This is a genomic window from Kribbella caucasensis (assembly GCF_004361855.1).
GTDB lineage: Bacteria > Actinomycetota > Actinomycetes > Propionibacteriales > Kribbellaceae > Kribbella > Kribbella caucasensis.
The window spans coordinates 40,115-52,676 of the sequence record NZ_SNWQ01000010.1 but is presented as its reverse complement, the minus strand read 5'-3'; the positions used below and the strand labels follow the sequence as shown (position 1 = coordinate 52,676).

General features: G+C 67.2%; 15 protein-coding genes. 9 read left to right on the top strand and 6 right to left on the bottom strand.

The annotated features are described in order from the left end of the window. Positions 1-180: 180 nt before the first annotated feature. On the bottom strand, positions 181-1,377 hold the full coding sequence (locus EV643_RS21100; RefSeq protein WP_202869672.1) for a helix-turn-helix domain-containing protein: 1,197 nt from the start codon (positions 1,375-1,377) through the stop codon (positions 181-183). Positions 1,378-1,449: 72 nt separating this feature from the next. On the opposite strand from EV643_RS21100, the gene EV643_RS21095 reads away from it, so the two are divergent. From EV643_RS21095 to EV643_RS21070, 6 genes are all read left to right on the top strand, one after another. Then, entirely contained in the window at positions 1,450-1,644 is a 195-nt protein-coding gene (locus tag EV643_RS21095) for a hypothetical protein (protein ID WP_133801830.1), read from the top strand. Beyond that, complete coding sequence (locus tag EV643_RS21090; RefSeq protein WP_133801829.1) at positions 1,641-1,850, top strand: hypothetical protein; 210 nt, start codon at positions 1,641-1,643, stop codon at positions 1,848-1,850. The genes EV643_RS21095 and EV643_RS21090 overlap by 4 nt, the downstream gene beginning before the upstream one ends. Before the next feature lie 168 nt (positions 1,851-2,018). Beyond that, positions 2,019-2,279, top strand: coding sequence for a hypothetical protein (locus tag EV643_RS21085; protein WP_133801828.1), 261 nt, complete (start codon positions 2,019-2,021; stop codon positions 2,277-2,279). A gap of 6 nt (positions 2,280-2,285) precedes the next feature. Further along, entirely contained in the window at positions 2,286-3,005 is a 720-nt protein-coding gene (locus EV643_RS21080) for a DddA-like double-stranded DNA deaminase toxin (protein ID WP_133801827.1), read from the top strand. Further along, a complete protein-coding gene (locus EV643_RS21075) occupies positions 3,002-3,442 on the top strand; it encodes an Imm1 family immunity protein (RefSeq protein WP_133801826.1) in 441 nt (146 codons plus the stop codon). Before EV643_RS21080 ends, EV643_RS21075 begins: the two co-directional genes overlap by 4 nt. An 83-nt stretch (positions 3,443-3,525) precedes the next feature. Next, positions 3,526-3,756, top strand: coding sequence for a hypothetical protein (locus EV643_RS21070; RefSeq protein ID WP_133801825.1), 231 nt, complete (start codon positions 3,526-3,528; stop codon positions 3,754-3,756). Here EV643_RS21070 and pcaD read toward each other — a convergent pair. Genes pcaD through EV643_RS21045 form a run of 5 tightly spaced genes read right to left on the bottom strand, consistent with a single transcriptional unit; the run spans position 3,753 to position 7,761 of the window. Next, positions 3,753-4,616, bottom strand: a complete 864-nt coding sequence (pcaD, locus tag EV643_RS21065; RefSeq protein WP_133801824.1) for a 3-oxoadipate enol-lactonase — start codon at positions 4,614-4,616, stop codon at positions 3,753-3,755. The genes EV643_RS21070 and pcaD overlap by 4 nt on opposite strands. Next, on the bottom strand, positions 4,617-4,892 hold the full coding sequence (catC, locus tag EV643_RS21060) for a muconolactone Delta-isomerase (RefSeq protein WP_133801823.1): 276 nt from the start codon (positions 4,890-4,892) through the stop codon (positions 4,617-4,619). It lies immediately after the preceding gene. Then, the gene (gene catA, locus EV643_RS21055) at positions 4,892-5,731 is read right to left on the bottom strand and encodes a catechol 1,2-dioxygenase (protein ID WP_133801822.1); all 840 of its coding nucleotides are present in this window, start codon (positions 5,729-5,731) and stop codon (positions 4,892-4,894) included. Before catA ends, catC begins: the two co-directional genes overlap by 1 nt. A gap of 21 nt (positions 5,732-5,752) precedes the next feature. Continuing rightward, positions 5,753-6,856, bottom strand: coding sequence for a mandelate racemase/muconate lactonizing enzyme family protein (locus EV643_RS21050; RefSeq protein WP_133801821.1), 1,104 nt, complete (start codon positions 6,854-6,856; stop codon positions 5,753-5,755). Next, a complete protein-coding gene (locus EV643_RS21045) occupies positions 6,853-7,761 on the bottom strand; it encodes a LysR substrate-binding domain-containing protein (protein WP_133801820.1) in 909 nt (302 codons plus the stop codon). The genes EV643_RS21050 and EV643_RS21045 overlap by 4 nt, the downstream gene beginning before the upstream one ends. 201 nt (positions 7,762-7,962) lie before the next feature. On the opposite strand from EV643_RS21045, the gene benA reads away from it, so the two are divergent. From benA to benC, 3 genes are read left to right on the top strand one after another with little or no spacing between them, the layout of a single operon-like run. After that, positions 7,963-9,339, top strand: a complete 1,377-nt coding sequence (benA, locus tag EV643_RS21040; RefSeq protein ID WP_133801819.1) for a benzoate 1,2-dioxygenase large subunit — start codon at positions 7,963-7,965, stop codon at positions 9,337-9,339. A gap of 11 nt (positions 9,340-9,350) precedes the next feature. Continuing rightward, positions 9,351-9,872, top strand: coding sequence for a benzoate 1,2-dioxygenase small subunit (gene benB / locus EV643_RS21035; protein ID WP_133801818.1), 522 nt, complete (start codon positions 9,351-9,353; stop codon positions 9,870-9,872). A gap of 14 nt (positions 9,873-9,886) precedes the next feature. Then, positions 9,887-12,526: a benzoate 1,2-dioxygenase electron transfer component BenC gene (gene benC / locus EV643_RS21030; RefSeq protein WP_133801817.1), complete on the top strand. Its 2,640-nt coding sequence runs from the start codon at positions 9,887-9,889 to the stop codon at positions 12,524-12,526. The last annotated feature ends 36 nt before the right edge of the window (positions 12,527-12,562 follow it).

Here is a 12,562-nt window from a genome sequence, read left to right as displayed (position 1 = left end):
TTCAGTGAGCAGGTCTGGGGAGATTCAGATGAGCGCCATCAGCCTGGGCGTACCTCGAGCACAACCGGCATGGGGCACCCCGGCGCATAGCAGCGGCGATCCGGCAGGTAACCGTCACGCCCGCGCTGTAGCCGACAGACGACCCCCGGCGTACGTGCCGGGGGTCGCTTGCAGTTGGGGTCAGATGGCGGACAGCATGCCCATGCGGTCAGCCAGTCCACGCAGTTCCCGGCCGCCTGCATCACGGCGCGCACGGAGCAGCATTTCGCTGACGATCTCGCGTGCCCATACGCTCTTGCGTGTTCGGGTCGGTCCCAGCTTCTCGGCCTTCTGCAGCAGCTTCACCACATCGGCGTCACGACCCCGGAGAGCGTGCAACGCGCGGGCATGGTCGATCAGGAACGCGACCTTGCGGGACTGGGCCGGGATGTCTTCCAGGCGCACCTGTTCCGCGACCTCGGCGGCCTTGATCGGGTCGTCGGCTTCGAGGGCGATGCTGATGCGCCACTGGTTTACGTTGGTCTTGGAGAAGTTCATCCAGAAGGCGTTGGTGCCGGTGGTGCGCTCGGCAGCGCTCTGCGCTTCCCGGATCGCCTCCTCCGGATCATCACCGCGGACTTGTGCCGTGAAGGCGGTGGTGATGACCGACGTTCCGTAGATCTCGAAGTCGGCCTCGGTTTTCGGGGTCAGCAACTCGGCGGCATGCTGGGCCAGCTTGTCGGCGCGCTCGTACGCGCCCAGTCCGATGAGCGCCTGCGACCGGGCGAACTCGGATGCGGCAATGAACAGCGGGTCATCCAGCATCACGGCGGCCTGGTGGCCACGGTCGGCGGCCACCCACGCCAGGTCCACGGCACCCAGCGACTTGAGGAACAGCGTGGACGTGTGGGTGGCCTGCACGATCGACCGCAGCGCATCCTGTTTGCTCTGCCCCTCTGCGGCGGCCGCATGCAGGTCGGAGAGCAATCCGGGGAGAGCGCGGCCGACTTCGGCGTCCTTGCACATCTGCCGCCACTCGGCCAGTTGCTGAGTCTCGGTCAGCAGCGCTTCCATGGGCCGGTGTGCAGGCACGGGCGGACCGCTGAGTAGGTCGGTGGAGAGCAGCGCGAGACGGATGTCCGGGATGGACCCGAGCACGTCGCCGTCCGAGCGCTCGATCAGGAACTGGTCGCCCACCAGGTCGGCCATGCTGACGCGGAGGGCATCGGCGATCGCCTTGATGGTCGAGCGTCTGTCGAGCGCGGCATTGCCGTTCTCGATCTTGGACAGATAGCCCTTGGTGATGCCAGCCTGGCCTGCAAGGGCTTCGAGGGTCATGCCTCGCCACTTGCGCAGACGGCGGATTTCCTGGCCGATGTTGGGCAGGTCGTTGTCCATGCAGGTAACGGTACAGGACTTGGTTTCCCGCCTGGAAACTTTCCCACTCTGTGGTCGCTTAGCGTTCCCGCCATGACGCAAAGAGCGATGAGGGATCTGGCGCTCCGCACCCAGCATGCCCTGTCCGAGGACGAGATTGCGGACTACGTGGCGCGCTGCCCGGTAGAGCACCGCTGGGCCTTCGGTCCGTACCTGCGGGGGCAACGCGACCTGGCAGGCGACGAGATCGGCAACGGTGTCGAGCCGGTGGTGCCGAGCAACCAATGAGCCAGGGGGAGCAATGGCGGGTTCAACTGTTGCTGGGTGATCACCTCGTTGAGGAGCACATCGGACCGGCCGGGTTGGCTGAGCGGTACGCGAACGTGATCCGGCTGCGCATCCAGGGCCTGCCCGGACGCCGGTTGCACTGCGAGCGGGTCAGCGAACATGAATTGGCCTACCCCGCTTCGCGACCGTACGACCCTCGCGACTGACTCCCCCGGTCTGACGGAATCGGCATCCAACCTCTGGCGCGGAGTGATCGCCGCGCGGTGCCGGTTCCGTCGTACGACCAGCAGGCGGGCGTACTGGTGGTTCCCCTGATACCTGCGCCCGCCTGCTGTTCCATCCGCCCCAAGTAGTTCAACGAGTGAGGACAAGAGATGTCGGACTTCACGCGGTTGAAGGAACAGTTGCACCACGTCGCGATGGAGGCGAACCAGGCGGCTGGTGGCCTGGGTAGTTTCCAGAACAAGTTCGGTCAGAGCAGCGCTCAGGTCCAAGCCCTGATCGCCGGGTCAGCGACCGGCGCGGACCGGCAGATCAGCGAGGTACTGGATGCCGCTGGTAAAGCCGTAGGCCAGGCCATCGAAGCACTCCAGATCGCCTCGGCCGGCTGCGCGAACTACGCCAACCAGATCTGACCCCAGATGCCGTCCGACCTCCAGCGAGTGGCCACGGCGCTGGTCGAATGCCTCGACCAGATGCCCAACCTCGTGGCGCACCTCCAGCGGCTGGCTGCGAAGTGCCGCGAGAACGCGGGCATGATCGCGGATTTCGGCAGCGCCAACTCGTCCGCCCGGACGGCAGCGCTGCAACTCGACGCCGCCGCGCAAGCCTGCGACCGGGCCGCGCACCTGGCCTCACTCGCGCCACCGACGGCGCGGCAGTGGGCAGAGCAGATGGTCAGCGGCGCTCGCACCGTGTCCGGGAGCGGCCCATCCCGAGATCCGGTCGGCGGACCGAGCGAGCCGACACCGGCCCCGTTCATCGAGCACATCTTCAAGCGGCTGCGTGAGCGGGTCGATGATGAGGGGCCAACCAGGGGCATCCTCACGGCACCCGATGGGCGAGGGATGACGCACCTGATCAGCGGGGCTCGCGGACCGGGGGCAGGCGCTCCGAGACTGATCGGGAGGACCGCCGATCTGAAGGTCGCACGGGACCACGTCGAAGGTCACGTGGCCGCCCTACTGCGCCGGGCCGGGTCGCCGAAGGATGCGACGCTGTACCTCAACAACAGGCCGTGCCCCGGAAGGTACGGGTGCGACAAAACCCTGGAAGATCAACTTCCGAACGGCACGAAACTCACGGTCTACTGGCCCGGAGGCCATAAGGTCTACCGAGGCAACGGAAAGGGGATGGCATGAGCGTTCTGGACGCGACCTACGACTACGAGACCGAGCAGGTTACCTCGGCGGACGACCTGGTGGCGCTGCTCGACAAGGTGGCGTCGTTGCGCCTGCCCACGTGGCTCGAACTGGCGACACCGGAGGGGGATGCACTCCACGTCGGCCTCGGATCGGACTTCAGTTCGCTGCGGTTCATCGAGGGGCGCGACGACGGACAGGTCTATCACTCAGCCCCCACGCTGGACTCTCCCCAGGAAGCCACCTTCCAGTTCGGCACCGTCCCAACGACGATGGACACCGGGAGCGCCATCACCGTGGCCGAGGCTCGGGCTGCGGCGGCCGAGTTTCAGAGGACCGGACGCCGACCGGAGGGAGTCAAGTGGAAGCTGGTCGAATCCCCGACCGTGGTTGACACCGAGCCATTCAGCTGGGACGAGACGGTCGATCCGAACTAGTTGCCAACGGCACTCAGCTGCGCCCGGCATGCGGCCGGATTCAATCGCCTCCGCCGTCATCTGGGCACGGATCCCGCGTCAGCGTGACCGGGATCGTTGCGGAGGGCACCGTGTGGTCGAGCGGGCAGGTCGCCCTGTACTGGCCCGGTCAACCCGTGGCGACCTCGTTGTGGGCGTCGGTCGACGATTTACTGGCGGTCCACGGGCACGGCGGTTGGACCAGCGTCGAGTGGATCGACAAGGGCAACGACTGGCACATCCACGACACCGCCGAGTGCGTCGAGTACGACAATGGCGCGATCTGGGTCCACTAGACCGGCGGGGCCGACGTGTCGATGCCTGCATCCGCGTCCGTCACACCTGCCAACCTCGCGGGTGATCGTTGCTCTGGGCATTGGTTCGCCATAATTGCTGTGCCGAGATGGTCGAGGATCGCTGCTGTGATGGGGGCTGGTTGTTCGGCGGGGGCTAGGTGGGCTGCGTCGGGTACGACGAGGAGGTGGGCGGTCGGGATGGCGGCCGTGATCGCCTCGAGGTGCTCGGGTGGTGTGGCGGGGTCGTCGGCTCCGGCGATGGCCAGGGTGGGGGCGGTGATCGTGGGTAGGTCGGTGGTGAGGTCCATGGTGGCAATCGCCTCGCAGCAGGCCGCGTAGCCCTCGGTCGCGGTCGACGCGACCATCCCGGCGGCGGTCGCGATGACGTCGGGGTGGGCTTCACGGAATGTCTTCGTGTACCAACGGGCGACCACGGCGTCCGCGACGGCCGCGGTGCCTTGCGCACGAACGAGTGCCGCCCGATCGGCCCACATCGCGGCTGGGCCGAGGAGTGCAGAGGTGCAGAGTACGACGAGCCGGTCGACGCGGCCGGGATGACGCGCGGCCAGGCGCAGGCCGGTCATGCCGCCCAGCGAGAGGCCGACGAAGTGGACGCGCCCTGCGCCGATCTGGTCCAGCAGCGCGACCACGTCGTCGGTGAGGTCGTCGATCGAGTACGGGCCCGTCGGCGCCGGCGAGTCGCCATGACCGCGGGCGTCGTACCGGATCACCCGATACCGCTGTGTCAGTGCTTCGAGCTGGTGGTCCCACATGCTCCAAGTAGCGCCGAGCGAGTTGGCGAGTACGACGGTCGGCGCGTCGGCCGGGCCGTCGACGGCGTAGCGCAGCCGAACACTCATTCAGATCGCCGACGGATGGGTCGCCAGTGGGGTCACCTTGATTTCCAGGTACGGGAACAGCGGTAACCCGGACAGCAGGTCGTGGAGCTCATCCACGTTCTCCACGTTGAGCACCGAGAAGTTGGCGTACTCCCCCGCGATCCGCCACAGGTGCGGCCACTTGCCGGCCCGCTGCAGATCCTGGGAGTACGCCTTCTCGCGGGCGAGGAGCTCGGCGCGGACGTCCGGGTCCAGGTCGGGCGGGAGCCGGACGTCCATCCGCACGTGGAACAGCATCAGCCGTTGACCGGATCGAGGACGAAGCCGTAGTCCACGGACTCACCAGTGCCCGCGGGCTTCGGACCGAGAATCAGCTCCGGCTTGACCGCGGATGCGATGTCGTCGTCGTTGTGCTCGTCACCCGGGAAGTACAGCTGCGCGGTTAGCTGCTCGTGACCGGGCGCGGAAACTTTCACGTGGATGTGCGCCGGCCGCCAGGCGTGCCAGCCGGCCGCGTCGATCAGCCTGCCGCAGGCGCCCTCGGTCGGAATCTGGTACGGCGCGGGCCGGACGGTGTGGATCTCGAAAGCACCCTGGTCGTCGGTGGTGAAGACGGCGCGCAGGTTCCACTCGGGCAGACCGGGCGCGAACTGGGAATAGAAGCCGTCGTCGTCCGCATGCCACACCTCGACCTTCGCCCCGGCCAGTGGCGCCCCGGTCGTCGAGGTGACCCGGCCGGTCCAGGTCAGCGGCGTACCAGACTCGTTGTCGCGCATCGGGACGGTTCCGCGCGATCCCTGGTCCGGGGCGTCCGGAACGTAGTACGGGCCCTCGATCGTGCCCTTGCTGCCGTCGCGGTGTTCGGTCGCGACCTCCTCGACGACGTGCTCGACCCAGACGTCGAGGAACAACGGCCACTCGCCGTCGTCACTGACCTTGATCAGCCACGCCTTCAGCGCGTTGTACTCGTCGTAGCTGACCTTGTGCTTGCGGATCGTGCTGTGGACGGCATCGAGCACCTCGCGGACGAGCAGATCGACCCGCTCCTTCGGCACCAGCGAACCGACTGACTTGTCGGTCTTGAAGCGTTCGGTGGCGGATGCGCCGGATGCGGCTGCGGTGGCGGTCTGGTTCATGATGGTGCCTTTCGAGGGGGTTCAGCGGTCCTGGCGGTAGCGGGCCAGCTTGTCGGGGTCGATGTCGACGCCGAGGCCGGCGCCGGGGCGGACGGTCAGCGTGCCGTCGGCGATCTGCAGTGGTTCGGTCAGCAGGTCGTCGCTCATGTCGAGGAAGTTGGACAGCTCGCCGGCCCGTCGGGAGGTGAGCCGGTACGCCGATCCGAAGACGACCGTGCACATCGAGCCGAGCTGGCCGTCGATCTGGTTGCCCATCACCACCTCCACACCGAGGCCTTCGGCGAGGTGATGGACGCGTTGCGAGAACGTGAATCCGGTCCGGGCGGTCTTGATGCTCACGGCGGTCGCGGCGCCGCCGAGGAACTCCCGGGTGACATCGGCGGGGGTGACGGCGGACTCGTCGGCGATGAACGGCACGTCGCATTGCTGCACCAGCCAGCGGCGCCCCAGTACGTCGTCGGCCGGGCAGAGCTCCTCGGCGAAGAGCAACCCGAGATCCGCCATCTCGTGCATCGCCCGCGCGGACTCGGCCGGTGACCAGCCCCGGTTGCCGTCGACGTACAGCTCGACCTCATCGCCCAGACCCGCACGCAGTGCGCGGACGACGGCCGTGTCGAGCTGGAAGGGCTTACGGCCCACCTTCACCTTGAAGGTGCGGATTCCGTAGTTGTCCCGGATCCGTTCCGCCTCGTCGACCATCGCGGCCGGGTCGTCGAAGCCGAGCATGTGGCAGACCCGCATCCGGTCCGTGTAACCGCCGAGCAGTTCGGTGACCGGCTGGTCGAGGGTCCGGCCGAGCGCGTCCCAGACGGCCATGTCGATGGCGGACTTCGCCACCGGGTTGCCGACGGTGCGGTTCAGCCGGCTCATGATCACCTCGCGTTCGAGCAGGCTCACGCCGACCAGATTCGGCGCGAACAGCTTCTCGATCACCGCGATCACGCCGGCCTGCGTCTCGCCGTACGTGAACGGCCGCGGCGGTGCCTCCGCGATGCCGACCACACCTTCGTCGGTATGCACCCGGACCAGCACGTGCTCCGCGACCTCGACCGAACCGCTCGCGAACCGCAGCGGCTTGCGGTACGGGATCACGAAGGGGATTGCCTCGACCCGGTTGATCTTCATCGGGCGACCTCGTTCAGGGTCGGCTCGAACAAGCCGGCGTCCTCGAGTACGGCGAGAACCGAACGGACCAGCGGTGACGGGTCGTCACGGCGCCAGGCCAGCGCCAGCTCGATCGAGCCCGCGTCGACCACCTCGCGGAAGACCACACCTGCCAGCGGAACAGAACGGACAGATCCAGGGACCAACGCGACTCCCAGGCCGGCCGCGACCAGCGGCAGCAGTACGGCGGTACCGGCCGCCTCGTGCTCGCGTCGCGGTGTGAAGCCCGCGGCCCGGCAAGCCTGCAGGACCGCCTCGTTCACCGCGGAGTCCTTACCGCTGTAGGTGACGAATGGCTCGGTACTGAGATCGGCCAGCGAGATCACCGGCTCCTCTACCAGCCGGTGATCGGCCGACAAAGCCAGCACCAGTGGTTCGACCTCGATCAACCGGACCTCGAGTCCGCCTCCGGTCACCGGCGGCCGCAGTACGGCGAGATCCAGGCTGCCCTCGCGGAGGCCCGAACTCTGGGCGGGCGTGAGCATGTCGGCGTGTACGTCGAGCGCCACCTCAGGAAGGCGCTGCTGCAGAGCTCTGGCGAACCGGGGCAGCTGGGTGAACGCCGCGGTGCCGGTGAAGCCGACCCGGACGAGACCCTTGCGGCCGTCCGCGACCCGGCGCACACCGGTCACGGCATCGTCGACCTGCCGGAGCAGGCGGCGTGCTTCGTCGTACAGGAACTCGCCGGCCGGGGTGAGACTGACCTGCCGGGTGGTCCGGGTCAGCAGGGCGGCACCGAGCTCGGCCTCCAACTGGCGGATCGCCTGCGACAGGGCCGGCTGCGCCATGTGCAGGCGCTCGGCGGCGCGGCCGAAGTGACACGTCTCCGCCACGGCCGCGAAGTAGCGCAGGTGACGCAGTTCCATGGCTTGTCCTCCGGGTTGGCGTGGATTGATTCACGGTAAGTACGAATATTCAGTCAACACAAATACTCATTCATGCTGCATTGATAAGTGCTGCGTATGGAACCCCTCCCAGGTCAGGACTAGGCATTGCCCTGGTGTGCCTCCGTCCGCGGGGGTGCCACGGTGGCGGGCACCCCATGCAGAACGTCACCTGGAGGACGGATGAGCGAGTCGCTGGAGCACCTGGAGAACGTGCTCGCCAACGCGGTGATCGAGGACGCCGGCGCCGGTGTGTACCGCGCCAACCGCCGGATCTTCACCGACGAGCAGTTGTTCGAGCTGGAGATGAAGTACATCTTCGAGGGCAACTGGATCTACCTCGGTCACGAGAGCCAGCTGCCGGACCCCGGTGACTACCTCACCACCTACATCGGCCGGCAGCCGATCGTCATCACCCGCGACAAGGACGGCGCGTTGCATTGCCTGGTGAACGCGTGTGCCCACCGCGGCGCGATGATCTGCCGGCGCCGGACCGACAACCGGATGACCCTGACCTGCCCGTTCCACGGCTGGACGTTCCGTAACGACGGCAAACTGCTCAAGGTGAAGGACCCGGACGGCGCCGGCTACCCGGACACGTTCGACGCGCACGGCTCGCACGACCTGACGAAGGTGGCGCGGTTCGGCAACTACCGCGGATTCCTGTTCGGCAGCCTCAACCCGGACGTGCTCCCGCTCGAGGAGCATCTCGGCGACACCACCAAGGTGATCGACATGCTCGTCGACCAGTCCCCGGACGGTCTCGAGGTACTGCGCGGCTCGTCGACGTACACCTTCGACGGCAACTGGAAGGTGCAGGCCGAGAACGGTGCCGACGGCTACCACGTCACGGCGACCCACTGGAACTACGCCGCCACCACCGCACGCCGCAGTACCGGTGAATCGAAGAACAACGTGAAGGCGCTCGACGCGGGCGGGTGGGGCAAGTCGGGCGGCGGCTACTGGTCGTACCCGAACGGCCACCTGTGCCTGTGGACCTGGGCCGCGAACCCGCAGGACCGGCCGCTGTGGGACCGGATGGACGAACTCAAGGCGCAGTACGGCGAGGCCAAGGGCGAGTTCATGGTCAAGGGCAGCCGCAATCTCTGCCTGTACCCGAACGTCTACGTGATGGACCAGTTCAGCACCCAGATCCGGCACTTCCGGCCGATCGCGCCGAACAAGACCGAAGTCACCATCCATTGCATCGCACCGAAGGGCGAAGCTCCCGAAGCGAGGGCGCACCGGATCCGGCAGTACGAGGACTTCTTCAACGCTTCCGGGATGGCTACGCCCGACGACCTGGAGGAGTTCCGGTCGTGTCAACTGACGTTCCAGGCGTCGGCCGCGCCGTGGAACGACATGAGCCGCGGTGCCCAGCACTGGCTGAAGGGTCCCGATCCGGTGGCGGAGTCGCTGGAGATGAACGGCGTGATCTCAGCCGGGCTGAAGAACGAGGACGAGGGACTGTACCCGGTCCAGCACGGCTACTGGCTCTCGGTGATGCGCGAGGCATTGGAACGCGAGAAGACCGCCCACCTCGCCGACGCGACTGTCTGAGGAGTACGACGATGACCATCATCGAGACGACGACAGCAGCCAAGCTGATCACGCACAACGACATCGAGCAGTTCCTGTACCGCGAAGCCCGCTACCTCGACGACCGCGAGTTCGAGAAGTGGCTGGAGTGCTACGCCGACGACTGCGAGTACTGGATGCCGTCATGGGACGACGACGACCGGCTGGTCGAGAACCCTCAGACCGAGATCTCGCTGATCTACTACCCGAACAAGGGCGGCCTGGAGGATCGCGTCTTCCGGATCCGCACCGAACGCTCCAGCGCCACCTCGATCCCGGAACCGCGGACCAGCCACAACATCAGCAACGTCGAGGTGATCGAACGCCGCGGCGACGTGGTCGACATCCGGTTCAACTGGCACACCATGTACTTCCGGTACAAGACCGTCGACCCGTACTACGGAACGTCGTTCTACACCGTCGACTTCTCCGGCGACTCACCCCTGATCCGGCGCAAGACCGTCGTCCTGAAGAACGACTACATCCACCACGTCGTGGACGTCTACCACTTCTGAGCCGGGAGATCCCCATGAGTCATCAGGTCGCGCTCACCTTCGAGGACGGAGTCACCCGGTTCATCACCTGTGCCGAGGACCAGACCGTCGCCGACGCGTCGTACCGGGCCCGGATCAACATCCCGCTCGACTGTCGCGACGGCGCGTGCGGGACGTGCAAAGCGTTCTGCGAGTCGGGTGAGTACGACGGAGGCACCTACATCGAGGACGCGATGACGGCCGGCGAGGCCGCCGCCGGGTACGTCCTGCCCTGCAGTATGCGACCGAAGTCCGACCTGGTCCTCCAGATCGCCAGTACGTCGGCGGTCGCGAAGACCCGGGCCACGACGTACACGGGAACGCTGACATCGCTCGAACAGTTGTCACCGACAACGATCGCGCTCACGATCGAGACGCCGGAACGCGACAAGCTGGTGTTCCTGCCGGGCCAGTATGTCAACATCGCCGTCCCCGGGTCCGAGGAGACACGCTCCTACTCCTTCAGCAACGGGCCGGAGGACAAGCAGCTGACCTTCCTGGTGAAGCAGACTCCGGGCGGCCTCATGTCGAGCTACCTGACCGACGCGGCCGCGGTCGGCGACACCGTGACCTTCACCGGTCCGCTCGGCAGCTTCTTCCTCCGCGAGACCGAGCGGCCCGTGCTGTTGCTTGCCGGCGGCACCGGACTCGCCCCGATCCTCTCGATCCTCCGCAAGCTCAGCGCCGAAGGCAGTCGCCGCCCGGTCCACCTGGTTTACGGCGTGACGACCGACGACGACCTGGTCGAACTGGAGACCATCGAAAAGCTCGCCGCGTCGCTGCCCGCCTTCACCTGGGACTACTGCGTCGCCGACGCGGCCAGCTCGGCACCGAACAAGGGATACGTCACCGGGCTTCTCCAACCGCAGCACCTGTACGACGGTGATGTCGCCGTCTATCTGTGTGGACCACCAGCCATGGTCGAAGCCGTCCGCCGTCACTTCACCGAGATCGGCATGACCCCAACCGGCTTCTACTACGAGAAGTTCGCGCTGTCGTCTCCCACTGATGTCCCCACAGCCCGAACCGATGCGGCACCCGACTTCGCGGGGCAGGCCGAGGTACTTCCCGCGGAACTGGCCGAAGCCGTTCCTGATGCCACGGCGCGATCGGTCGCGGGGCAGCAGGTCTTCGGATCCATCGATCTGGCGCCGGCGCGGTCTGACGTGGTGCACGATCCCGCAACCTCGCGCCGGATCGCGGGCCAAGAGGTCTTCGCGTCCCGTCCCGGCGGCGAACCGGCCGAACTCGCACCCTCTGCCGGCGATCTGGTGACCGCCGATGGAGCACGGTCGATCGCCGGCCAGGAGCTGTTCGCGGCGAGCGGCGTACCCGAGGCGGCCAGCGTCGTACCCGTGACCGAGGATCTGTACGAGATTGGTGAGGAGCATCCGTCGGTGCAGGAGTCGGACGCGTTGTTCGAGGCGAGGCAGGCGCTCGAGCTGGGTGCGGTCGAGCTGACCCTCGGACGGCTCACATCGCAACAGCTCGCCGGCTACCGCCTGCTGGCCGAGTCGACATTGCCTTATGTCCAAGGCGATCGGTTCGTCGACGCTGCGGCGTACACGGAGGCCAACGCGGCCTTCCACGACTACCTGTTCACGCTGACCGGCAACGAGCACCTCCTGCAGGCGTACCACGCGCTCGGTGTGAAGGGCCGGATGAGCGAGGTGCTGCGGAACGCGACCTGGTGTCATCCGCGGTGTGCCTCCGACCACGTCGAGATCGTCGCCGCGTTCGAGACAGCCGATCGCGACACCGTGCGCAGGCTGGTCGCCGAACACGCCGAGCGATCCAAGATCACCATGCGCCGCGCGATGGCCGACAACCAGGAGCGGCGGCGCCCGGCGTACATCAGTCCCGGTCGGTTCGACGGGCTGGTGGTCCTCGTCACCGGAGCCGCGCAGGGTATCGGCGAAGCGACAGCCCGGCGGATCAGCGCCGAGGGAGGTGCGGTCGTCCTCGCCGATCGGTCCGAACTCGTCAACGAGCTGGCAGGTGAGCTGGCCCGTGCGGGCCGGGAGGCGTTGGCGACCACTGCCGATCTCGAGACCTGGCCAGGCGCCGAGGCGACCGTCGCCGCGGCTCTGGAGAGATTCGGCCGCATCGACGTGGCCGTGCACACCGTCGGCGGCACGATCTGGGCCAAACCGTTCTGGCACTACCCCGCTGACCAGATCGAGGCCGAAGTCAACCGGTCGCTCTACCCCACCCTCTGGTCCTGCCGCGCCGTCGTCCCGCACATGGTCGAGCGCGGGCAGGGGACGATCGTCAACGTCTCGTCCGTTGCGACCCGGGGCCTGAACCGCGTCCCGTACGCCGCCGCGAAGGGCGGGGTCAACGCGATCACCACGGCGCTGGCGATGGAGGTCGCGCCGTACGGCGTCCGCGTCGTCGCCACCGCACCTGGCGGAACCGACGCACCGCAACGACGCATCCCGCGCGGACCGGCACCGGCATCCGGCCAGGAACAGGACTGGTACCGCACCATCGTCGACCAGACCGTCGGATCGTCGTTCCTCAAGCGCTACGGCACGCTCGACGAACAGGCCGCCGCGATCACCTTCCTCGCCTCGCCCGAGGCGTCGTACATCACCGGAACCGTCCTCCCGGTCGCCGGCGGCGACCTCGGCTGACGCCGTCCGCCTGCTGTCCCCTCCACACCCGTAAGG